The following is an 18,604-nucleotide window of genomic DNA, read 5'->3' as shown; positions in this document are numbered from 1 at the left end:
GGTGTTCATGAAGCCTTGCGCGTTTTCTTTACCGGTTTCTTGCCACCCAGGCTGCGCTTGAGCAGTTCGGTCAGGTCGAGGATGTCCGCACCTTTCTCGCTCCCCCCTGCGTCGCCCTTCTCCACCGCCTCGATCTTGCCCTTGCTGGCCTTCTCTTCCACCAGGTCCATGATCGTCTGGCGGAAGGCGTCATGATAATCCTCAGGCTTCCAGGGCCCGCTCATGTCTTCTACCAGGCGCTTGGCCATCTCCAGCTCGCGCTTCTCCACCTTGCTGTCGGTCACACTGGAATCCAGCTCCAGCGTTTCCAGCCCGCGCACCTCTTCAGGCCAGCGCAAGGTGATCATCACCAGCGCATCCTCCAGCGGCCGCAGCAGCGCCAGGTGCTGCCGGGTATGCAGTACCACAGTGGCCAGTGCCACCTTGCCGGTCTTTTCCAGCGTCTCGCGCAGCAAGGCGTACACCTTGCCGCCACGGCGGTCCGGGGTCAGGTAGTACGGCGTATCGAAATGCTGCAGCGGAATGTCGCCCGCTTCTACAAAGGAAAAGATATCGATCGTCTGGGTCGCTTCGGGCCGGGCCTTGCGGATCTCCTCCTCACTGATCACCACATAGCGGCCCTTCTCGAACTCTACGCCCTTGACGATATTGTCCTTGTCGATTTCCTTACCGGTCACCTTGTTCACCCGCTTGTAGCCGACCGGCTCCATGCTGCGCTTGTCCAGCCAGTCGAAGTCCACACGCTCGGTGCGCACGGCGGTATTGAGTGCCACGGGGATGTGCACAAGGCCAAAACTGATGGCGCCTTTCCAGATTGCCCGAGCCATGAGGGTGCTCCCAGGGTTGCCTGCTGATACCAGAAGTGACTGCGCCGGGCGACAAAGGTTTAGCTGCCCTGCCCTGCGGCAACCGTCACGCCTGGCTGAACAGCACCCGCTTGAACGCTTCGGCCGCCAGGTGCACTTGCACCGCCCAATCCCCCGCGGCATCGCTGCCGGCGTCATCGGAAATGTATTTCAGGCACAGAAACGGAATACTTTCGTCACGCGCGATCAATGCCAGCACGTAGGCTTCCATGTCGACCACGTCATAAGGTGCGTCGCCATGGTTGATCTCGAAGCTGTCACCGCTGCCACAGGTTTCCACAGCCAGGCCGGGAATTACCGCCCCATGCTCGAGTACCACCGGGGTATCGGACAAGGGCGTTTCATAGCGGGCAAAGCCCAGCGCGGTCACATCCATGTCGCGTTGTACGAAGCGGTTACAGCACACGACTTCGCCCTTGCCATGACGCTGGCTGCCAGCCGAGCCCAGGTTGACGATGAGCCTGGGCCTGCGCGTTGCGATCGCCTTGGTCAGGGCGATCGCGGCATTGACCTTGCCAATGCCGGTGAACACGGTGTTCACCTCGGTAAAGACATCGCCAGCCTCCGCCTCGAGGGCAAAGACGAACAGCGTGTCATCCAGGGAAATGTCGGGGAATTGCTTGATCAGCATCATGGAGCAGGTGTTTCCGAGTGGCTGCAAAGGGCGCGGTCATTGTCGGCCAACACAGCCTAAATGCAAGTCCCGGCGATATCGGCAGATTCGCTTTATTACGAGAGGTTCGGGCCGGTGGCGTTCAACGACATTGCCATATTGGGTGCGCTTGTCAGTGGTGCGGCGGGCTCTCCATGCGCGCCTGGCGCCGGCCCAGCCAGCCACCCGTCGCGGCCCAGCCCACGGCAAGCAGCGCGCCGATGAGCATTGCCAATTGCGGGTGCTCGCCCATCACGTCCAGTGCACGCTTGACCCAGCCGCTCAGGGCATCGCCGCCGCGGTAGACCACCGTGTCGATGAAGTTCTTGGCTTTGTACTTGTCCTCGGCGGGCAGCACGGTGAACAGCATCTCCCGCCCCGGCCGTACCAATGCGTATTCACCCGCCCGACGTACCACCATTACCACCACGAACAGGGCGAAAACCGGGGCCAGTGCCAGCCACAAGAAACCGGCAGCCATTACCAGCGGCACTGCAACCAGCAACACACCGACCCCCAGCCGACGGGCCAGGCGCCCGGTAAGAAAGACCTGGGTAAGGATGGCCAGGGCCTGCACAACCGTGTCGATCAGCCCGAATACCTGTGTCTGCCGGGTGCGGTCAGTGAAGGTTTCGCTGACAATACGCGCCTGCTCAAAGTACAAGAATGTGCTGACGCTGGCCAGCAATACCACGAACAAAGCGATGCCTAGCAGATAGGGCGAGCGCAGGACGGCGGTGGCGCCGGTAAACGGGTTGCCACCCAGTGGCCGCGCGTCCTGGTGTTTGGTTTGCATCGCAATGGGTTGGCGTGCTCGCCAGCGTTGCAGGAACAGTGTCGCGCCGATACTGCCCAGCAGAAATACCGCCGCCAGCACCAGCAACCCGGCATGTCCGAGCGGCGCCACCAGCAAGGTGCCAAGCACGGGGCCACTGAGCCCGCCCAGGCTGGCCCCGGCTGCCAGCAGGCCGAACAGCCGCTTGCCTTGGGCGGTGGAGAACAGATCGGCGAGCACGCTCCAGGCCAGCGAGATCGTCAGCAAATTGAACACCGACAGCCAGATGTAGAAAGCCCGGGCGGTCCACAGATCGTCAGGGTTACCGGCCAACAGTGCCGCGAACAGCAACAGGTTGCTGACGAAAAAGCCATAGGTCCAAGGCAGGATGTGCCTGCGCTGCACCTTGGATGCTAGCCAGCCAAACAGCGGCAGGCACGCCAACGTGGCAATGAAGGTGCCGGTGAACAACCACTGCAGGTTTTCCACGCCACCGGCAACGCCCATGGTCTCGCGCACCGGGCGCAGCATGAAGTAACCGGTGAACAACAGGTAGAACAGCAACAAGCCGGCGACTACCGCCGCCCCCTCACCAGGCTGGATGTTCAGCCCTTGGTCCAGGCGCCGCCGCCAGGCTTGCATGGTGTCAGGCAAACTGTTTGATCAGCGCCTGTTGCTGCGCCTGGGTGAGCATTGGCTCATGCCCGGCCTTGAGCTGATCGAGCTGGCGATCAGGCCGACTGGTAGCGGGTATGACCGTGGTCACTGCCGGGTGGCTGATGGCGAACTTGAGAAAGAGCTGTGCCCAGCTGCCGATGCCTGCCTCGGCAGCCCAGCCCGGCAAGGCCTGGCCCTTGACCCGGGCGAACAGCCGGCCATCGTCGAAGGCCCGGTTGATCAGTACCGCAACACCCTTGTCCTGACACAGAGGCAGCAGTTCACGGGCGGCGTCGGGAGCGTTGACCGCGTAGTTGATCTGGATGAAGTCCAGCGGCTCGCTGCGCACGATACGGGCGACGTCGTCGTGGCCACTGTTCAGGTAATGGGTGATGCCGACATAACGTGTCCCGCCCTGCTGCTTCAACTCGCGGGCATAAGGCAGCTGGGTCTGCCAGTCACGCAGGTTGTGAATCTGCAGCAAGTCCACCTTGTCGGTACGCAGGCTCCTGAGGCTGCCGGCCCACTGCGCCTGGGCTTCGGACCGGCTATTGGCGGCGATCTTGGTGGCAATGAAGCACTGGCGGTGCCAGCCGCCCTCTTCCAGCAACTGGCCGAGAATGCTGTCGGCTCCCCCGTAGTTGGGCGAGGTATCGATCACCCGGCCGCCGCCTTCGAAAAACGCCTTCAGCACGGTTCTGAGCTGAAGGTATTGGGGTGAACCACTTTTTACCTCGAAACTGCCAGAAGTACCGGCACCGATCACTGGCAACGCTTCACCGGTGGACGGGACTTTACGGGCCAGCAAACCCGCCGGCACGGTAGCGTGCAGCCAAGGACTGGCGGCGGCCAGCAACCCCAATGTTGCACCTGCGCGCAGGACTTCACGACGTGCGTACATGGAAAATCTCCCGTCATGAATCGGAAACTTTCAAGGCTAGCCGCTCTGTCCCTCGCCTGCGGGTGTTTCTGTATCTGGATGTTTAGTGATCAGGCCCGCAGCAACAGGCTCAGATCAACACCCGTCTCGCCCATCGGCGGGCACCAGTAGTAGCCACCCGTCAGCGGGCGACTAAAGCGGTACAGTCCGTCGATGATGCCGTCTTCCAGGCCACTCATGCGCCGCAATTGCACTTCGAATGCCTCGAAACTTTTGCCCAGGGCGACGAAGGCCAGGCCGGCGCCGCGTTGGTCCGCCCAGGCTACCGAGCGACGGACCATGAACGCCTCGGGCTCATAGCTTTCCTGGGCGGTGCGCTTGACGTGCGCGGACTCGGGGGCGTCGTCGAGCTCTTCGTTGTCGCTCAGGCGGCGGCCGATGATGTTGTCCTGGTCAGCTTGAGGCAACGACTTGAAGTATTCCAGGTCGTGCTTCCACAGCTGGAACGCGGCAAAGCTGGAGCCATCGCCGGCAATGGCCGCTTGTACGGCATCTTCGTCCACCGGGTTTTCGGTGCCGTCTTCGTAACCGGTAAGGTCATGGCCACCCCGGTGCAGGAAGCCATCAACGCTGTCGGCCAACTGCAGGGCGGGTGCCAGCGCCTGCTCCAGGGCCTGGGCACGCAGCAGCAGATCGCCACGTTCGTCGCCACGCAGCCACAGCCACAGGGCGTGTTGGGTGCTGGGGTTCTCCACCGCAGCATCCAGCAGCGGAAAAGCGCGCAGGCCTGGTACTTCACGGCCCAGGGCCTTGGCCAGCGGGGCGCCTACGCCGAGCAGCAACTGTTCGCCATCGACCTGCGGCAGCAAGGCATCCAGCGCGGCAGGCAACGCCTCGGGCGACTGCAGGGTGAAGAACAGGTGACGGGCGTGGGCCGGCACCGGGGTGGCAAGCAGACCTTGCTGGAACGGCATATCAGGCTAATCCTAGGTTAAAAGCGGAATGCTACTTCGCCTGCAGGCCTGCTGCAATGCGGCATGCAGCCTCGCCAGCCGCTGTGCTTGGTAACAAACGGTTACCAAGAGCTGGCCCATTGCAATTAGCTATCAATCAGGGCCGACCTACACTGCTTCAGATCCTTCGCCCGAGAACGCCCTCATGACTGCCTCGCCCCTGCTCACTGCGTTTCTGCCGCTTGCCCTGGGCATCATCATGCTTGGCCTTGGGTTGTCACTGACCCTGGCTGACTTCGCTCGCGTGGTGAAGTACCCAAAGCCCGTGGTGGTGGGCCTGGTTTGCCAGATCCTGCTGTTGCCGCTGGTGTGCTTTCTGATCGCCAATGGCTTTGGCCTGGAATCTGCCCTGGCAGTGGGGCTGATGCTGCTGGCTGCTTCGCCGGGCGGTACCACGGCCAACCTGTTCAGCCATCTGGCCCACGGTGACGTGGCGTTGAACATCACCCTGACAGCGGTCAACTCACTGATCGCGATCCTGACCATGCCGTTGCTGGTGAACCTGTCGCTGAGCTGGTTCATGGCCTCGGACCAGGCTATTCCACTGCAGTTCGCCAAGGTCATGCAGGTTTTCGCCATCGTCTTGCTGCCGGTGGCGCTGGGCATGCTGATTCGCCATTTCGCCCCGGCATTCGCTGCGCGCATGGAAAAACCGATGAAGCTGGTGGCTGCGCTGTTCCTGGCCTTCACTATCGTCCTGGCATTGGCAAAGGACTGGCAGACGGTGGTCGAGTACGCACCGGTGGTGGGGCTGGCGGCGCTGCTGTTCAACCTGCTGAGCCTGGCAGTGGGCTATTGGGTGCCGCGGCTGTTGAACATTCCCAAGCGCCAGGCGATTGCCATTGGTATGGAGATTGGCATCCATAACGGGACCTTGGCGATTGCCCTGGCGTTGAGCCCTTCGCTGCTGAACAACGCGACCATGGCGGTGCCGGCTGCGTTGTACAGCTTGATCATGTTCTTTACCGCGGCCGGGTTTGGCTGGTGGGTGAGCCGCGGGCATGTGGCGGCAGAGCCCAAGGGTGAAACCGTGAACTGACGTCACCCAATGCCCGGCAGGTGCCGGGCCTGTCAGGGATGCGTCACGATTGGCTGCGCCTGCTGCGCAATTGCTGCTTCAACACCTTAAGCGGCGGCGCATAGAAGAACCCGAACGACACGCTCCCCGTGCGCCCCTTCACCGCATGGTGCAGGCGGTGCGCGCGGTGCAAGCGTTTCAGGTAGCGGTTGACCGGCCGCGGCTTGCGCGGCCAGTGCCGGTGAAAGAAGCCGTCGTGGGCCAGCACATACAGCGCCCCATAGCCTGCCACACCACCGCCCACCCACTGCAAAGGCGCATAACCACTTTTGCCCAGCGCCACCAGCGCCGTGGCGATCAGCCCCAGGGCCACCAGGTACAGGTCGTTGGTTTCGAGCATGCCCAGGTGTGGCTCATGGTGCGATCGGTGCAGCCACCAGCCCCAGCCATGCATGATGTACTTGTGAGCCAGCGTACCAACGCCCTCCATGGCCACCAGGGTGCCGAACAATATGGCGAGATTGAACAGCATGGAACGGTCCGGGTGATGGCAAAGGAAGGCGCAAGGTTACCGGCTGCCCAGGGTTTTTTCCATGTGGGCGTGACCGGCAGCAGGCCGTTCCCGGATGAAGCCATTGTCATGATTTTGCCCTTGACCTGCTCTGCCCTGCGGCGTATGGTCCGCGACGCAATTTTGCCTTCCTCAACAGGAGACCTGCCTTGGACAGTAGCCCCAGTCGCTTGCGACAGGCCCGCGTGGCGCGCTAGCCCGGCAATGTTCTGCACTGTCTGGCCGCGCTGGCAAGACGGTGGTTTCCTGTAACCCCGCTTCTCCTTCCCTCCTCGTGGTCCTGCGCAATTTTCTGGTTTTTCAACCGCGCCAACTGATGGCGTTCATGCAGGCGTGTGCCTGCGGAAGAGGTTTGCTATGGATTGGAAAGTATTTCTGCTGCGCGTCAGCATTGCTTTGGTGCTGGGTGCGCTGATCGGTGCCGAGCGGCAATTGCGCCAGCGCCTGACCGGCCTGCGCACCAATGCGCTGGTCAGTACCGGTGCCTGCCTGTTCGTATTGATGACCCAGGCGGTGCCAGGCATGGCGCCTGCAGATGCGTCGCGCGTCGCAGCCTATGTGGTGTCGGGCATCGGCTTTCTCGGCGGTGGCGTCATCATGCGCGATGGTTTCAATGTACGTGGCCTGAACACCGCGGCCACCTTGTGGTGCACGGCTGCGGTCGGCGTGCTGTGCAGCCTTGGGCTGATGATGGAGGCGGCACTGGGTAGCCTGGTGGTGCTCTGCGCCAACATCCTGTTGCGTGATATCGCCCAGCGCCTGGACCGTCAGGACGTGGTGCCGGCCAGCGAGGTGGAACAGCACTTCGAAGTCCGTATCGTCTGCCGCGGCGAGGACGAGATCCAGGTGCGTAGCCTGATGCTGCACAGCCTGGGCGATCCACAGCTGCGCCTGCAGTCGTTGCAGAGCCAGGACCTGGACAACCCTGCGCGCCTGGAAGTGCGCGCCGAGCTGTTGGGCACCGCGCAGGCACCGGCGCAGCTGGAGCGCCTGGTCAGCAGGGTCAGCCTGGAGAAAGGTGTAAGCTCGGTGCGCTGGCAATTAAAGCCGCAGGTGCTGGCGACGGATTAGAACGACAGGAGTGATTCATGCTTATCCGCCCTACCCTTGAACAGGACATTGAGTGGCTGCCGGACGTCGAGCGCTCGGCAGCCCAGGCATTTGTCAGTTGGCCGGCACTGGCCTGGCTGGCGCAAGGCGAAGTCATGGATTGCGCGGCGCACAGGGCTTTCGTCGAGGCAGGTGGTAGTTGGGTGGCGCAGGACGCGGCTGGGTGCATTGTGGGTTTTGCATGCGCCCGGCTGGCGGATCAGGCATTGCACCTTCATGAAATATCGGTGCGCCAGGAGGCCCAAGGGCAAGGTGTCGGGCGCCGGTTGCTGCAGCAAGTGGTCGATGCAGGGCGCTGCGCCGGTGTACGCGAGCTGACGCTGACCACCTTCGTGGATGTGCCTTGGAATGCGCCGTTCTATGCACGTTTCGGTTTTGAGATGCTTGAGGAAAGCCGGCTTTGCGATCGGCTCCGGGGCATCCTGGCCAGCGAGCATGCTCACGGCCTCAGCGGGCGTTGTGTAATGCGTCTGCGCGTTTCGCCGCCTCTCACCCTATAGTTCAGTGTGGCGCGGTCGAAACCGGCAGCGAAAAAGATTAAACCTTTGCCACGGCTTCACCCTCAACCGTACGCGACACTGCGGTCGCGCCACGGTTTAAGGAGTGAAGCATGAATAGTCTCTTCATCAGACGCGTTGGTTTTTCCATGGTGCTCGGCTTGGCATCGGTGCACGCAATGGCGGCGACTTCCGATGATTTCGTAGATGCGGCCACCGAGGCCGGTATTGCCGAAGTGGTGACAGGCAAGCTGGCTCAGGAGAAAAGCCAGAACGCCGAGATCAAGACCTTCGCCCGGCAAATGGTCACCGACCACACCCAGGCCAACCAGAAACTCGGCGACATTGCCCGCAAACTGGACATTTCCGTGCCGGATGAGGCCGCAATGACCGACAAGGTCAAGAAAATGATCCTGGAATGGCGCGACGAATCCTTCGACAAGGCGTACCTCAACAACCAGGTCGACGCTCACGAAAAAGCGGTGGAGCTGTTCAAGAAAGAGGCTGCATCGTCCGACAAGGCCGAGCTGAAGGCCTTTGCCAGCGAAACGCTGCCCAAACTCGAACAGCACCTGGAGCAGGCAAAAGCCCTTCAGTCCAAGCACGGCAAGTGAGGCCGCACATGAGTAACCATGCATTGAAGACCGAAGTACTTACCCGCCTGTTGCATGCGCACCCCGAAGGGCTGGGCAAGGAAGTGCTGGACAACTACCGCGGCGAAAAGGCGGTGGCCGGCATGCTCAAGACGCTGCAGGAAGCCGGTTTGATTCACGACGGGAGCGTGGCAGTAAGCAGTGATCACCAGATCAGCGTGCACTATCCGATCAAGCTGTCGGCGGCGGGCGTAGAGGCCGCCAGGCGCGCCGAGGGCTGACACTTGCCTGGTCTGGTCTGGTCTTGTCGCCAGCAAGCCCGCCCCGAGGGATAGCGCATGGCTTGCCGGCGATGAGGCCAGTCATCAAGGCCGTGGCTCACTCCTTTTTCTCAATGTCTCCAGGCGGCTTGGCCGGCCCCTGTGGGTCGACTTGAGGGTCTTCGACATCCGGGGAATCGGGGTCGAAACCAAGGTCCGTCTTTTTATCGGCCTGCTCGGTCGAGTGAGGCCCCTCTTTGCGTGGTGGTTGAGATCCAGGCATGGCGTTGTCTCCGGTGAGTGTCTAGGGAAGAAACCACCCGCCAGGAAAAGTTTGATTAATCTGCGCCCGGGGCCAACTGCGCCCGACACTGTGCCAACGCCTCATCACGCGCCTGCAGTTGCTCCTCAAGCCGCTGCAGCTGCCGCGCCTGCTCGGCGCACAGGTCGCGCCTGGCTTCCAGGCTTTGGGCTTGCACATCGAGCTGGCGGCGCATCTCTTCGCTGGCACCTTGTGCCTGGGCCAGGATCGTGCGCAGGCCCTGGATCTGCGCATCGCGCTGCTCCAGCAACTCATCCTGTGCCCGGCATTCACTGGCCGCCTGACGGTGCTCTCCCAGTAAACGCTCATTGTCGCGGTGCAAACGGGTAAGTTCGTCCTGCTTGACGATCATGCCCTGCTGCAACTGGCGCAACTCCACCTGCATCTGCTGCAACTGCGCTTCATGGCGGCGCTGTTCCTGCTCGCGCTGTTCACGGCTGGCATTGCGGTAGTGCTCCAGGGCGTCGCGGGCATGGCGGTGCTTGTCTTCCAGGGACTTGACCTGCTCGTCCTTGTCAGCCAGGCGCACCTGCAACTCACCCAGCGCCTGGTTGAGGCTGGCACTGCGCAGCTGTTCGGCCTGCAGCGTGCTTTGTGTGGACAACAGTTTTTCTGTCTCGGCCGCCAATGCCGCGGCATCGATCTTGTGTTGCTGGTGCGCTGCAGCCAGTGCCTGCTGGGCGATTTCCAGCTGCGCCTCAAGCGTCTCGCGCTGTTGCGTGAAGGTGCTCTCGGCCTGCTCGATCTTCAGGTCGGCCTCGTCCTGCAGTTGGGTTGCCAATTGCCCGACCAGGCGGCTCAGCACATCGCTCAGCGCGACGCCGCCTTCGGAAGCCATCGGCTGCTGGCCGTTCAGTTCCTTCAGGTAGCGGTGAATCGTGGTTTTGGAGCCGGTATTGCCCAACTCGATACGTATGGCATCGATGCTGGGGTTTTCGCCCCGGGCAATCAGCGCCTGACGCGCCTGCTGCACTACCACCTTGTTGATACCGCCACGGGCCATGCTTGCTCCTACGATTTTGTACTGTGTTATGTAACATGTAATTACGTACCAATTATGGCAATATCAAACCACCCCTGCAAACATTTCCTCAGGTGGAATAATCACGGCTTATCGCATGTGTTACGCAAATTGGTCTTGTTTTCGACCTGCGCAACCGTACGGAAGCTGCGGGCTCGCCACCTTGTGTCGGTAACGCTTTGCCGCCACCATGGGCGTCCAGCACCGATCACCGACAGAAAATGACCCTGGAAAACTACAAAGCAATCGCCGACAGCATCGCTCTGCTGCTGTATCCGCACGCTGAAGTCATCGTCCATGAACTGCACAGTCAGACGGTCGTGCACATCGCCAATAACTTCTCCCGACGCAAGCTGGGCGATGATTCGGCGATCGATCACGAACTGGGCGATGTACTTGGCGGTGCCAACCTGGGCCCTTACGAGAAGCTCAACTGGAACGGCCAGAAAATCCGCTCTATCAGTACCGTACTGCGCAACTCGCAGGGCGAACCCGAGTACCTGATGTGCATCAATCTGAACGTGTCGGTACTGGAGCAAGCCCGCGTGGCGCTCGATGCGTTCTTCCAGATGAACCGGCTGGTACCGCAACCTGACTCGCTGTTCCGCAATGACTGGCAGGAACGTATCAACACCTTCCTGCATGCCTGGCTGCAAGCGCGCAGCTTGTCGCTGCAGACCTTACAGATGAAGGACAAACGCAGCCTGGTGCAGGCGCTGTACGCTGAAGGCGCGTTCGAAGGGCGAAGTGGTGCTGACTATGTCGCCAACGTTCTGAGCATGGGTCGGGCCACCGTGTACAAGTACCTGAAAGAGCTCAAGGGCTAACCGCCCGCCGCTTGGCCGAACTGGCAGCCTGTCAGGGTGTTGCCAGCGATTGCGCTCGCCCCCTTGCCTTGAATGGATTAATATTCTACTGTGGATAAATATTCCACAAGGAGCGCAGCATGCCAGTCGCGACTGTTTCACCGACCACTGTCGATGCCCGACACCTCGATGCACTGTACACGTCCATAAAGGAAGCCCACGGCGCGCTGCGCCCCGCCGTCAGCATCACACCGCTCACTCGCAGCGCCCGTTTGTCGGCACTGACCGGCTGTGAAGTGCTGCTCAAATGCGAACACCTGCAGCACACCGGTTCATTCAAGTTTCGCGGTGCCAGCAACAAGGTGCGCCTGCTGCCGGCCGAGGCGCGCAAGCAGGGGGTGATAGCCGCCTCTTCCGGTAACCATGGGCAGGCCCTGGCCCTGGCCGGCAAGATGGCTAGCGTGCCAGTGAAGGTCTACACCACCACGGGCGCATCGGCATACAAAACAGAGGCAATGCGCGCGCTTGGCGCCGAAGTGGTCTGCCTGCCCACCGACCCGCTGAGTGCAGAGCTGGAAGCAGCCAGGCAAGCCAAGGCCCAGGGCGTACCTTTCGTGTCCCCCTACAACGACCTGCAAGTCATTGCCGGCCAGGGCACCATCGGCATGGAGTTGTTCGAGCAGGCGCCAGACCTGGACGCGGTGTTCGTTGCCGTGGGCGGTGGCGGGATGATTTCCGGCATCGGCGCCGCCCTGCGCGTACTCAAGCCGGGCACTGAGATCATCGGCTGCTGGCCGGCGAATGACCCAACGCTGCAGCAATCACTCAAGGCCGGTGAAATCATCGAATTGGATGCCTGCGAAACGCTGTCGGATGGCACGGCTGGCGGCGTCGAGCCAGGCTCCATCACCTTCCCGCTTTGCCAGGCGCTGCTCACCGATACCGTGCTGGTCAGCGAGGACGAAATCCGCTGCGCCATGCGCGACATCGCCAGCAGTGAGCGCTGGATCATCGAAGGCGCTGCAGCGGTTGCGGTCGCCGGCATGCAGAAGCTCGCCGAGCGCTATCAGGGCAAGCGTGTCGCGGTGATCCTGTGTGGCCGTAACATCCTGCTGGAGAAGTTCCTCGAGGCCGTTCAATGAGGGTCTTCAGCAAGGCGCAGATCATCGCCCGCTTCAACCCGGAGCTCGCGGTCAGCCAACTGGAGGAAGGCTTCATCGCCTACTCCGAAGGCAAGGTGCAGGTACCGCCCGTGCAGGGCTTCGCATTCAAGGGCGCGAACGGTGACTGTTGCGTGAAGTCGGCCTACATCGAAGGCAGCCCGACCTTCACCGTCAAGCTTTCGACAGGCTTCTACGACAATCCGTCCAAGGGCCTGCCGAGCAATGATGGCCTGATGCTTGTGTTGTCTGCACACACCGGTCAGCCGCTGGCACTGCTGCAGGACCAAGGCTGGCTGACTGCCATGCGCACCGCGTTGGCCGGGCGTATCGCCGCCCGGCTGCTGGCGCCATCCCAGGTCAAGGCCATTGGCATCCTCGGCACCGGCATGCAGGCGCAGATGCAGCTTGAGCAGCTTCGCGCTGTGACCGACTGCCGCCAGGTGATTGTCTGGGGCCGGCATGAACGCGGGCTTGCGGCCTATACCGCATTTGCCCGCGAGCTGGGCTTCGGGGTTCGCAGCACGCAGGATGCGGCCGAGATTGCGGGTGCTGCAAACCTGATCGTCTGCACCACGCCTTCTCGCCAGGCGCTGTTGCACAGCGATTGGGTCCAGCCGGGTACGCATATCACCGCCGTCGGTGCCGATGCGCCCGGCAAGCAGGAACTGGACCCAGCACTGGTGGCAAGGGCAGACCGTATCATCGTCGACTCCATCGCGCAGTGCAGCCAGTACGGCGAAGTGGCCCATGCCCTCGGCAGCGGCCGGATCGACGCTAACCAGCTGATCGAGCTGGGTACGCTGCTGGCTGGCCGTGCCAAGAGGCGTGAGCACGACAGCCAGATTACCCTGGCGGACCTGACCGGTGTAGCAGTGCAGGATGCACAAGTCGCAAGCTACGCCCTGGCAGCCCTGTGCACCTGAGGCGACAACAGCGTCAGCGCAAACGTTGCACCTGCGCCGGCGTGCGCTGCATCAGCACCTTGCCATTGCGTACCGACACCAACGCGTGTCCCTGGCTGCGCACCATCTCGTAATCATCCGGCGCCGACAGCAGCAACAGGTTCGCCGGCCGCCCCACCTCGATGCCATAGCGCTCGCCCAGGTTCAGGGTGCGGGCGCTGTTGTCGGTAATCAGGTCCAGGCAGCGCTGCAGGTCTTCATAGCCGAGCATGTGGCAGATGTGCAGGCCTGCTTCGAGAATGCGCAGGATGTTGCCATTGCCCAGCGGGTACCACGGGTCGACGATGGAATCCTGGCCGAAGCACACGTTCATGCCAGCGCGGTCAATCTCGGCGACGCGGGTAACGCCACGACGTTTCGGGTAGTTGTCGAAGCGCCCTTGCAGGTGAATGCTCTCGGTCGGGCACGACACAAAGTTGATGCCCGACAGCTTGAGCAGGCGGAACAGCTTGTAGCAATACGCATTGTCATACGAGCCCATGGCCACGGTGTGGCTAGCCGTGACCCGGGCCCCCATGCCGCGTACCCGCGCTTCTTCGGCCAACACTTCGAGGAAGCGCGATTGCGGGTCGTCGGTCTCGTCGCAGTGCACGTCCACCAGGCAGCCGGTACGCTCGGCCAGGTCCATCAGGAACTTCACCGACGATACACCCTGGTCGCGGGTATTTTCGAAATGCGGAATGCCGCCGACGACGTCAGCGCCAATCGCCACGGCTTCAGTCATCAGCGCCCGGCCGTTGGCGTACGACTCGATGCCCTCCTGCGGGAAGGCGACAATCTGCAGGTCGATCAGCTCACGCACCTCGTCACGTACCTCGACCATGGCCTTGAGCGCGGTGAGTTTCGGGTCGGTCACATCGACATGGGTGCGCACATGCTGGATACCGTGGTCCACCAGCATGCCGATGGTTTTTTTCGCACGGGTCTTGATGTCGTCGTGGGTGGTGATTTCCTTGCGCTCGGACCAGCGCTCAATGCCTTCGAACAACGTGCCGCTCATGTTCCACTTCGGCTCACCAGCGGTCAGCGTGGCATCCAGATGAATGTGCGGCTCGACAAAGGGCGCGACCACCAGGTTATGCCCGGCGTCCAGGTCATTGACCGTAGCGGGCGCCACGGCGTCGGTCTGGGGCACGATGGCGGCAATGCGCTCGCCGTTCAGTTCGACGCGGAACAGGCCAGGCTTGCCGCGCAGGCGTGCGTTGATAATGTTCATGCTGTTACTCCTTGCCGTGGGCTTCGCTCATGCGCCATACCAGCATGGCGACCGAAGCATTCATGCGAAAAAGCGGGTCGTCCAGCGACTGCCCGCTCAGTTGTTCGATGCGCTGGATGCGCTGATTGATGGTGTTGCGGTGCAGCCCCAGGCGTTGTGCGGCCTTGAGCCCGTTGCCATTTTCCATTAGCAAGGCGTCGAGGGTATGCACCAGGGCATTGGCGTGTTTGCGCCCGGGGGCGATCAGCGGGCCGAGGGTGCGGCTGACGAAATCGTCGATCAGCGAGCGGTCGACAATACCTTGCAGCAGGCGCAGGACGCCAAGCTCGCTGAAGTTGCAATAGCCGTTGACCGGGCGCAGATGCTGCGCTACATCCAGCGCCTGGCGTGCCTCGTTGAGGGCCTGGCGGTAATGCGCGCAATCGTCAGCGAGGCTCGACAGGCCCATGTAAAGGCCCAGTTCACCTGTCGCGGCTTGCAACTGCCGGTACAGCGCACCCAACGTCTCGGGTAAGTCGTGCGTATCGGCCAGCAGCACCACGAACAGGTCGCCCGGCAGTTGCGCTGTCACACTGTCAGGCCGCTGGCGGCACCAGGCTTCCAGCTGGTCTTCCAGGGCCTGCCGGGTGGCTTGCCAGGTACGCTCGCCGTGGGCCAGCCCTTGGCGCTCGAACAAGGCGTCCACGCCCGTCAGGCGCAACGCCAGCAGGCGCCGAGGCTTGTCCAGCGCCAGTTGCAGGTGCGCTGCACGCTGCCGGGCAATCGCCAGGCTCGGGTAGTCGCCCGTCAGCAGTTGGCCAAGGATGTCGTTGCGCGAGCGGCGCACCTGGCTCATCTGCACCAGTGCAGTGCCGATCAGGTGGGTGACCACCACCATCTTCAGCGCGTAGGGTTGTTCGATCAGTGGTAAGCCCAGTTGCTCGGCGCGCGCGATTACGGACGCCGGGATGCTCTGGATGAAACTGCCGCCGGTGAGAATCACCATGCCGGCAATGCCCACGGCGTCGCCATCCTCCACCAGGCTCAGCAGGTTGGCTTCGCCGCGCGGGTGGTTGATGCCGGTGACGAACACCAGTTCGCCGCCCATCACCCATTCGGCGATACCCTCGTTCTCCGCCACGTAAGGCCAGCGTACCCGCCGTTGCAGGTTGCGCGCCCCGGCCCGCACATGCATTTCGTGCAGGCCGGGCAAACGCAGGATCTCGTCCAGCGCCAGGCTCACGGCTCGACACCCGCCTGGCGTGGCGCCCGGCGGCGTGCGCCCAGCTCCAGAATGACGATGTAGCACACTGCCGAGGCGGCGATGCCCACCAGCGGCGCGACCCACGGTGAGGCATAGGCCAGTACAGCGCCCACGGCATAGGCAAGCAGCCCGGTGAGGTTGTAGCGTGGCAGGTTTGCCGCACCCAGCGCCGGGTATTTGCCGCGGTGGCGATACCAGAAGTCAGCCATGATCACCCCACCCACCGGCGGAATGATCGACCCCAGCAGCACCAGGAACGGGATCAGCATTTCGTACATGCCACCCATCGCCAGCACAATCCCAACTCCGGCCGCCACCAGGGTTGCCGTGCGCCGGCGCTCACTGCGCAACAAATGGCAGGCGGCGGCCGACACGTTGTAGATGGTCGGCCCCTGAATGGTCCACAGGTTCAGGCACAGCATCACCACCGCCGCGAACGACAGACCCTGCAGCATCATCACGTCGACGATATCGGCCTGCTGGTAAACCATCGCGCACCACGCGCCGGCCACCACCATCAGGCCGTTGCCAAGGAGGAATGCCACCACGCTGGCGGTCACCGCTACCCGGCCACTGCGTGCCAGCCGTGTCCAGTTGGTGGCCTGGGTGGCGCCACTGGCGAAGGTGCCGAAAACCATGGTGACTGCCGCCGAAAAGGTCATGGTTTCATGCGGGACGACTGCAGCCAGGCCGGCAAAGCCACCGGCATCACGGGTGGCGATGTACATGGACACCAACAGCAGCACGAACATCAATGGCACCGACACCCGCGACAACACATCCAGCCCCTTGAAACCGATGATGGCCGTAATGCTGAAACCCAGCCCGAACAGCACCATCAAAGGCATGCCGAAGCCATCCGCCAGCCCCAGCAGCTTGACCAGCACGATGGCCACCGTAGCCGTGCCCCAGGCATACCAGCCCAGTTCGGCAAAACCCAGCAGAAAATCCGAGAGCCGGCTCCCCGCTTCACCGAAACAGAAGCGCCCCATCAGCACGGTGTTCAGCCCGCTGCGCGAGGCGATGAAGGCCAGCACTGCGGCATACAAGGCCAGTAGGCTGTTGCCAAGGGTAGCCACCCACAGCATGTCGACAAAACTGAATGCCATGCCCAGCTTGCCGCCGGCGAACATCGTGCCGGTAAAGAAGGTGAAGCTGAACAAGACCATCGCGATCGGCAGCAGGCCCCTACGGGCGGACTGCGGGGCTTCGCTGAGGGGGAATTCGTTGGGTGAGCTCATTGCACGGGTGCTCCGGGTGTGTAGTCGGGAGCAGAAAGAGCAATATGCGGGCCGCTTTTTTTACTGCGCCGCCACCCGGAAAAATCGGGCTGGTCGCCCAGAAATCCATATGCACTGTGCACATTAAAGCCGCGATCTGACGATTTGAAGTGTGCGGGACGACTTATTTTGAGGCGTTCATGCACCAAAGCGGGCTCAGGCTGGGTAGTAATCACCCAGCCCACGGCGGTTTACACGATCCCGTCCAGCCCCATCTGCCAGAAATCAGCCTCCAGGCTGGAGGCCTGGCCAAAAATCCCTGCCAGTTCGGCGAACCGCTGTTCGGTCATGCTGCGCGCTGCCAGTTCGTCCAGGTGCTTGCGCGCTGCTGCGGCCACCCCTTGGTAGCCCTCCCCGGCATACTCGCCAATCCACTCGCGGTAGGGGTGATTGCTCAAGTCGCCAATGCGCTCGGCCAGGGTCCGGCCGATTTCGGCATAGCCGATCACGCAAGGTGCCAGTGCCACATGCAGCTCCAGCAGGTCGCCGGCAGCGCCGCAGTCCAGCACGTAACGGGTGTATGCCACCGTGGCCTGGTGCTCTGGCGCGGCTTCGATGTCTGCCTGGGTCAAGCCCCAGCGCGCGCACAGGCGCAAGTGCAGCTCTGTTTCATCCAGGATCGCCGCCAGCCCGGCCTGCGCCGCGCGAATGTCGGTCGGGCGACGGCTCTTGTAGGCGGCCAGCGCCCAGGCGCGGGCGAACTGGATCAGGAACAGGTAATCCTGCACAAGGTAGGTTCGGAACGCTTCCTCGCTCAGCGTGCCCTCGCCCATCTGACGCACGAAGTCATGGTCTACGTAGCTGTTCCATTGTGGCGTGGCGGCGGCCTTGAGGCGCTCGAAGATATCCATGCTCATTTGCCCTCCGGGTACACTGCATCGAAGAAAGCCAGCTCCAGCGCCACGGTGCGCTGGTAGAAGTCACTGGCCAATGCGGCCTCCTGCGGGCCGACGCGGTCCAGTTCGGCCTGCAGGAAAGCGACGAATGCCTGGAACGCCGGGTTGTCGTGCAGGGTGATCCACTCGGCATGGACGAAGTTGTCCGGCATCGGTTTCGGCGCCTTGAGCGCCCAATCCAGATACAGCCCTTCGGCGACGTTGAGCACCGCCAGTGCCGCTGCGTAGGAACGGGTGGCTGCCGCTTCGCGCATGATCGCCTTGAAACCTGCGGTAGGCGCGGTATCGGCCGGTTCACTGCGTTGCGCCGGGCTGACACCCAGGGCCTCGAAGGCACGCAGGAAATAGGTGTTCTCGTCACTGGAGATCATCCCGGCAAAGCGGCCGAAGCGCAGGCGGGCTTCAAACGTGTCAGCGGTGGCGATCGCCGCGCCCAGCAGGGTCAGGAAGCTGTCGAGAAAACGGTGGTCCTGAACCAGGTAGCTGACCATGATCGGGTCAGGCAGGCTGCCGTCGCACAATTGGGTCACGAAACGGTGGCCAACGGCCGCCGACCAGGTCGGCTCGCACTGGCGGCGCAGGGACTGGCTGAAACGTTCGGTCATGTTGCTGTCCTTGATGAGGGTGACAGCGAGACCTTGAAAGTTGGCATGGACTGGCCTCGCAGTGAGGCCGGCAAAAAGGCAGGTTACAAGCCCCATCCCTTCGCCGGCATGATCCGGATCAGGTTCGAAGGGTCACCGCGCTGTAGCGTTCAGCGGTTTCTCAGCCCATTGCCGGGCTCCCCTTGGTGGCGTTCAGGT

The 18,604-nt window shown here is 62.5% G+C and carries 21 protein-coding genes and 1 riboswitch; of the genes, 8 read left to right on the top strand and 13 right to left on the bottom strand.

The genetic code is table 11. The features are described from left to right. Nucleotides 1–5 precede the first annotated feature (5 nt). From ACF8GF_RS10500 to ACF8GF_RS10480, 5 genes are all read right to left on the bottom strand, one after another. Complete coding sequence (locus ACF8GF_RS10500) at nt 6–827, bottom strand: Ku protein (RefSeq protein WP_176684238.1); 822 nt, start codon at nt 825–827, stop codon at nt 6–8. An 85-nt stretch (nt 828–912) separates the two neighbouring features. Then, nucleotides 913–1,500, bottom strand: a complete 588-nt coding sequence (locus ACF8GF_RS10495) for a nucleosidase (protein ID WP_176684239.1) — start codon at nt 1,498–1,500, stop codon at nt 913–915. 151 nt (nt 1,501–1,651) lie between these two features. After that, entirely contained in the window at nt 1,652–2,935 is a 1,284-nt protein-coding gene (locus tag ACF8GF_RS10490; protein WP_176684318.1) for an NTP/NDP exchange transporter, read from the bottom strand. A gap of 4 nt (nt 2,936–2,939) precedes the next feature. After that, nucleotides 2,940–3,851, bottom strand: a complete 912-nt coding sequence (locus tag ACF8GF_RS10485; RefSeq protein ID WP_176684240.1) for an aldo/keto reductase — start codon at nt 3,849–3,851, stop codon at nt 2,940–2,942. An 89-nt stretch (nt 3,852–3,940) separates the two neighbouring features. After that, nucleotides 3,941–4,804, bottom strand: coding sequence for a Dyp-type peroxidase (locus ACF8GF_RS10480; protein WP_176684241.1), 864 nt, complete (start codon nt 4,802–4,804; stop codon nt 3,941–3,943). A gap of 184 nt (nt 4,805–4,988) precedes the next feature. On the opposite strand from ACF8GF_RS10480, the gene ACF8GF_RS10475 reads away from it, so the two are divergent. Then, nucleotides 4,989–5,882: a bile acid:sodium symporter family protein gene (locus tag ACF8GF_RS10475; protein WP_176684242.1), complete on the top strand. Its 894-nt coding sequence runs from the start codon at nt 4,989–4,991 to the stop codon at nt 5,880–5,882. 43 nt (nt 5,883–5,925) lie between these two features. On the opposite strand, the gene ACF8GF_RS10470 is transcribed toward ACF8GF_RS10475, so the two are convergent. Next, nucleotides 5,926–6,393, bottom strand: a complete 468-nt coding sequence (locus ACF8GF_RS10470; RefSeq protein ID WP_004374446.1) for a sterol desaturase family protein — start codon at nt 6,391–6,393, stop codon at nt 5,926–5,928. Between the two features lie 396 nt (nt 6,394–6,789). On the opposite strand from ACF8GF_RS10470, the gene ACF8GF_RS10465 reads away from it, so the two are divergent. The 4 genes from ACF8GF_RS10465 to ACF8GF_RS10450 all read left to right on the top strand — a co-directional run bounded on the left by ACF8GF_RS10465 (nt 6,790) and on the right by ACF8GF_RS10450 (nt 8,913). Next, nucleotides 6,790–7,503, top strand: a complete 714-nt coding sequence (locus ACF8GF_RS10465) for an MgtC/SapB family protein (RefSeq protein ID WP_176684243.1) — start codon at nt 6,790–6,792, stop codon at nt 7,501–7,503. 17 nt (nt 7,504–7,520) lie between these two features. Further along, on the top strand, nt 7,521–8,042 hold the full coding sequence (locus ACF8GF_RS10460) for a GNAT family N-acetyltransferase (protein WP_176684244.1): 522 nt from the start codon (nt 7,521–7,523) through the stop codon (nt 8,040–8,042). A 110-nt stretch (nt 8,043–8,152) separates the two neighbouring features. Continuing rightward, complete coding sequence (locus ACF8GF_RS10455; protein ID WP_392515170.1) at nt 8,153–8,653, top strand: DUF4142 domain-containing protein; 501 nt, start codon at nt 8,153–8,155, stop codon at nt 8,651–8,653. Nucleotides 8,654–8,661: 8 nt separating this feature from the next. Further along, complete coding sequence (locus ACF8GF_RS10450) at nt 8,662–8,913, top strand: hypothetical protein (RefSeq protein ID WP_176684246.1); 252 nt, start codon at nt 8,662–8,664, stop codon at nt 8,911–8,913. Nucleotides 8,914–9,010: 97 nt separating this feature from the next. Here ACF8GF_RS10450 and ACF8GF_RS10445 read toward each other — a convergent pair whose 3' ends face one another. Both ACF8GF_RS10445 and ACF8GF_RS10440 read right to left on the bottom strand, forming a co-directional pair. After that, nucleotides 9,011–9,175 carry a DUF6021 family protein gene (locus ACF8GF_RS10445; RefSeq protein WP_256122357.1) on the bottom strand — a complete coding sequence of 55 codons (165 nt, stop codon included), beginning with the start codon at nt 9,173–9,175 and terminating at the stop codon, nt 9,011–9,013. Nucleotides 9,176–9,230: 55 nt separating this feature from the next. Then, on the bottom strand, nt 9,231–10,217 hold the full coding sequence (locus ACF8GF_RS10440; RefSeq protein WP_176684247.1) for a DNA-binding protein: 987 nt from the start codon (nt 10,215–10,217) through the stop codon (nt 9,231–9,233). A 239-nt stretch (nt 10,218–10,456) separates the two neighbouring features. On the opposite strand from ACF8GF_RS10440, the gene ACF8GF_RS10435 reads away from it, so the two are divergent. The 3 genes from ACF8GF_RS10435 (at nt 10,457) to ACF8GF_RS10425 (ending at nt 13,127) form a co-directional block, all read left to right on the top strand. Continuing rightward, nucleotides 10,457–11,062 carry a transcriptional regulator gene (locus ACF8GF_RS10435; protein WP_392488585.1) on the top strand — a complete coding sequence of 202 codons (606 nt, stop codon included), beginning with the start codon at nt 10,457–10,459 and terminating at the stop codon, nt 11,060–11,062. 119 nt (nt 11,063–11,181) lie between these two features. Next, nucleotides 11,182–12,183: a threonine/serine dehydratase gene (locus ACF8GF_RS10430; RefSeq protein WP_392488584.1), complete on the top strand. Its 1,002-nt coding sequence runs from the start codon at nt 11,182–11,184 to the stop codon at nt 12,181–12,183. Next, complete coding sequence (locus ACF8GF_RS10425; protein ID WP_392488583.1) at nt 12,180–13,127, top strand: ornithine cyclodeaminase family protein; 948 nt, start codon at nt 12,180–12,182, stop codon at nt 13,125–13,127. Before ACF8GF_RS10430 ends, ACF8GF_RS10425 begins: the two co-directional genes overlap by 4 nt. 13 nt (nt 13,128–13,140) lie before the next feature. On the opposite strand, the gene codA is transcribed toward ACF8GF_RS10425, so the two are convergent. The 5 genes from codA to ACF8GF_RS10400 form a co-directional block, all read right to left on the bottom strand. Next, the gene (codA, locus tag ACF8GF_RS10420; protein WP_392488582.1) at nt 13,141–14,382 is read right to left on the bottom strand and encodes a cytosine deaminase; all 1,242 of its coding nucleotides are present in this window, start codon (nt 14,380–14,382) and stop codon (nt 13,141–13,143) included. 4 nt (nt 14,383–14,386) lie between these two features. After that, nucleotides 14,387–15,604 (bottom strand): PucR family transcriptional regulator, encoded by a 1,218-nt coding sequence (locus ACF8GF_RS10415; RefSeq protein WP_392488581.1) that lies wholly within the window; start codon nt 15,602–15,604, stop codon nt 14,387–14,389. After that, nucleotides 15,601–16,866 carry a cytosine permease gene (gene codB, locus ACF8GF_RS10410; RefSeq protein WP_176684253.1) on the bottom strand — a complete coding sequence of 422 codons (1,266 nt, stop codon included), beginning with the start codon at nt 16,864–16,866 and terminating at the stop codon, nt 15,601–15,603. The genes ACF8GF_RS10415 and codB overlap by 4 nt, the downstream gene beginning before the upstream one ends. A gap of 230 nt (nt 16,867–17,096) precedes the next feature. Further along, nucleotides 17,097–17,762, bottom strand: coding sequence for a thiaminase II (gene tenA, locus ACF8GF_RS10405; RefSeq protein ID WP_176684254.1), 666 nt, complete (start codon nt 17,760–17,762; stop codon nt 17,097–17,099). Beyond that, on the bottom strand, nt 17,759–18,406 hold the full coding sequence (locus tag ACF8GF_RS10400; protein ID WP_176684255.1) for a TenA family protein: 648 nt from the start codon (nt 18,404–18,406) through the stop codon (nt 17,759–17,761). The genes tenA and ACF8GF_RS10400 overlap by 4 nt, the downstream gene beginning before the upstream one ends. Nucleotides 18,407–18,484: 78 nt before the next feature. Further along, nucleotides 18,485–18,599, bottom strand: a riboswitch (TPP riboswitch). Nucleotides 18,600–18,604: the final 5 nt, after the last annotated feature.

The organism is Pseudomonas sp. yb_5, assembly GCF_043103865.1.
Lineage (GTDB): Bacteria > Pseudomonadota > Gammaproteobacteria > Pseudomonadales > Pseudomonadaceae > Aquipseudomonas > Aquipseudomonas putida_Y.
Note: the sequence above shows the minus strand (reverse complement) of the source record. Positions and strands in the feature narration are given on the sequence as shown.

Bases quoted from the DNA above. Each gene is read 5' to 3' on its own strand.
- ACF8GF_RS10425 (WP_392488583.1), top strand. From the start codon at position 12,180: ATGAGGGTCTTCAGCAAGGCGCAGATCATCGCCCGCTTCAACCCGGAG.
- codB (WP_176684253.1), bottom strand. From the start codon at position 16,866: ATGAGCTCACCCAACGAATTCCCCCTCAGCGAAGCCCCGCAGTCCGCC.
- ACF8GF_RS10455 (WP_392515170.1), top strand. From the start codon at position 8,153: ATGAATAGTCTCTTCATCAGACGCGTTGGTTTTTCCATGGTGCTCGGC.
- ACF8GF_RS10480 (WP_176684241.1), bottom strand. From the start codon at position 4,804: ATGCCGTTCCAGCAAGGTCTGCTTGCCACCCCGGTGCCGGCCCACGCC.
- ACF8GF_RS10485 (WP_176684240.1), bottom strand. From the start codon at position 3,851: ATGTACGCACGTCGTGAAGTCCTGCGCGCAGGTGCAACATTGGGGTTG.
- ACF8GF_RS10430 (WP_392488584.1), top strand. From the start codon at position 11,182: ATGCCAGTCGCGACTGTTTCACCGACCACTGTCGATGCCCGACACCTC.
- ACF8GF_RS10450 (WP_176684246.1), top strand. From the start codon at position 8,662: ATGAGTAACCATGCATTGAAGACCGAAGTACTTACCCGCCTGTTGCAT.
- ACF8GF_RS10490 (WP_176684318.1), bottom strand. From the start codon at position 2,935: ATGCAAGCCTGGCGGCGGCGCCTGGACCAAGGGCTGAACATCCAGCCT.
- ACF8GF_RS10400 (WP_176684255.1), bottom strand. From the start codon at position 18,406: ATGACCGAACGTTTCAGCCAGTCCCTGCGCCGCCAGTGCGAGCCGACC.
- ACF8GF_RS10495 (WP_176684239.1), bottom strand. From the start codon at position 1,500: ATGATGCTGATCAAGCAATTCCCCGACATTTCCCTGGATGACACGCTG.
- ACF8GF_RS10500 (WP_176684238.1), bottom strand. From the start codon at position 827: ATGGCTCGGGCAATCTGGAAAGGCGCCATCAGTTTTGGCCTTGTGCAC.
- ACF8GF_RS10435 (WP_392488585.1), top strand. From the start codon at position 10,457: ATGACCCTGGAAAACTACAAAGCAATCGCCGACAGCATCGCTCTGCTG.
- ACF8GF_RS10440 (WP_176684247.1), bottom strand. From the start codon at position 10,217: ATGGCCCGTGGCGGTATCAACAAGGTGGTAGTGCAGCAGGCGCGTCAG.
- ACF8GF_RS10475 (WP_176684242.1), top strand. From the start codon at position 4,989: ATGACTGCCTCGCCCCTGCTCACTGCGTTTCTGCCGCTTGCCCTGGGC.
- ACF8GF_RS10470 (WP_004374446.1), bottom strand. From the start codon at position 6,393: ATGCTGTTCAATCTCGCCATATTGTTCGGCACCCTGGTGGCCATGGAG.
- codA (WP_392488582.1), bottom strand. From the start codon at position 14,382: ATGAACATTATCAACGCACGCCTGCGCGGCAAGCCTGGCCTGTTCCGC.
- ACF8GF_RS10460 (WP_176684244.1), top strand. From the start codon at position 7,521: ATGCTTATCCGCCCTACCCTTGAACAGGACATTGAGTGGCTGCCGGAC.
- ACF8GF_RS10445 (WP_256122357.1), bottom strand. From the start codon at position 9,175: ATGCCTGGATCTCAACCACCACGCAAAGAGGGGCCTCACTCGACCGAG.
- tenA (WP_176684254.1), bottom strand. From the start codon at position 17,762: ATGAGCATGGATATCTTCGAGCGCCTCAAGGCCGCCGCCACGCCACAA.
- ACF8GF_RS10465 (WP_176684243.1), top strand. From the start codon at position 6,790: ATGGATTGGAAAGTATTTCTGCTGCGCGTCAGCATTGCTTTGGTGCTG.